The 1,504-nt window shown below is 20.7% G+C and carries 2 protein-coding genes; both read right to left on the bottom strand.

Annotated elements, in window-relative coordinates; genetic code table 11:
- Positions 1–47: 47 nt before the first annotated feature.
- Positions 48–1,271 carry a DnaD domain protein gene (locus KHD59_RS02365; RefSeq protein WP_213680516.1) on the bottom strand — a complete coding sequence of 408 codons (1,224 nt, stop codon included), beginning with the start codon at positions 1,269–1,271 and terminating at the stop codon, positions 48–50.
- A gap of 87 nt (positions 1,272–1,358) precedes the next feature.
- Positions 1,359–1,469: a zinc finger domain-containing protein gene (locus KHD59_RS02360; RefSeq protein WP_238120375.1), complete on the bottom strand. Its 111-nt coding sequence runs from the start codon at positions 1,467–1,469 to the stop codon at positions 1,359–1,361.
- Positions 1,470–1,504: the final 35 nt, after the last annotated feature.

The raw sequence follows: 1,504 nt of genomic DNA, 5'->3' as shown, positions 1-1,504 counted from the left end.
GAATAATTTCATAATTTATATACAAATTATGAAAATACTGATCATAATTAATGCAAATTTTTCATAAAATCATCTAACCATTTAGGTAAAGCAACCTCTTTACGAGAGGAATTAAATTTATTAATATGATTTGTTAATTCTGCTGTTAAATAATTATAAGCCGTTTCTGTAGAAACAATACCTCTTTTTAACCATGATTTTAAAACAGTATTACAATAATTATACGATAAAACAAAATGAATATCGTGATTTTTCTTTTTACAAATATACATTAGCAAAGCATTAATAACTCCGATATCTACATTTTTATTATTTTGAATTAACATAAATAAATCATGATTTAATCTTTTATGCATATTAATATTTTTTCCAAAACTTTTAATAATATTAATAGGATGCGACCTTTTTAAGCATAAAATCATTTCATTTTTTTCTTGTTGATAATCAGTAGCATCAATAATTTTAATATTTTGTTGAGTTTTTACATTTTGTTCGTATAAATAGTCTTTTAAAATATTTAAATCAATATTTTGATTATAATTATGACGAAAAAGTTTTTGATATAAAATAGCCATTTCTTTAGGTTTCAACATATAAACAAAGCCTAAAGTAACAATATAATCAATATTTTCGTTTTCCAATAAAAAGGGTTTTTTAAAGCGCTCAGACAAATTACTTAAAAACATTTCATAATCAAAAAATTTTTTAAATACAACCAAATGTTTAGGAGGCATTGTAACATTATCGGATGAATAATGATTATACAATGAAGAATGATCAATAGCAATTTTATTAACTCCATAAATATCTACAAAATTTTTACTTATATTTTGAAAATTTGCAGGTATTATAGGAGACTTATTTAATAATAATTTTTGCAAACAATGATAATAATTACCTACTTCACTTAAAAAAAAGTGACTTAACAAAGGATCTTTAAAAAAATTGTGAACCTGAACCGGAGAATGCATTATATAAATGATATCTTTATTTTCATTAGAATAAGTTTCTAATAAACGAAGAGCTTCTAATTTATATTTATTTTTTTTAAAAGTTTTCTGATCTACATTCAATAAATCAAATAACATTTGATGCGTAATATTAAAATTATTATCAAAATTATTTTTACTTTCGTTTAAAAAATATAAAATATTATATAAAGAGATAGCGATAGTTCCGATTAAAGGTTGATATAATAAATTAAGTACTTTATAATCTTCTAAAGACAATTTATTAAAACAATAAATTTTAATTATATTTGAATTAATCATTATTTGTAACCTTCCTTAAATGTTACCACAAATGCCTTATCAAAATTAAAATAAATAATAATTTGATCGAATATTATATATATTTATTTATTTTAATTGACAAAAGGAACAAAAATAAGAACTACGACCATTAATTTTAATTTTTTGAATTAATTTGTTGCACCTACAACAATTGTCTTTATCTTTTCTATATACCAAAAGTTTCTTTTGAAAATTACCTTTAATCCCTAAAG

It is taken from the genome of Sesame phyllody phytoplasma (assembly GCF_018390775.2).
Classification (GTDB): domain Bacteria; phylum Bacillota_I; class Bacilli_A; order Acholeplasmatales; family Acholeplasmataceae; genus Phytoplasma; species Phytoplasma australasiaticum.
Note: the sequence above shows the minus strand (reverse complement) of the source record. Positions and strands in the feature narration are given on the sequence as shown.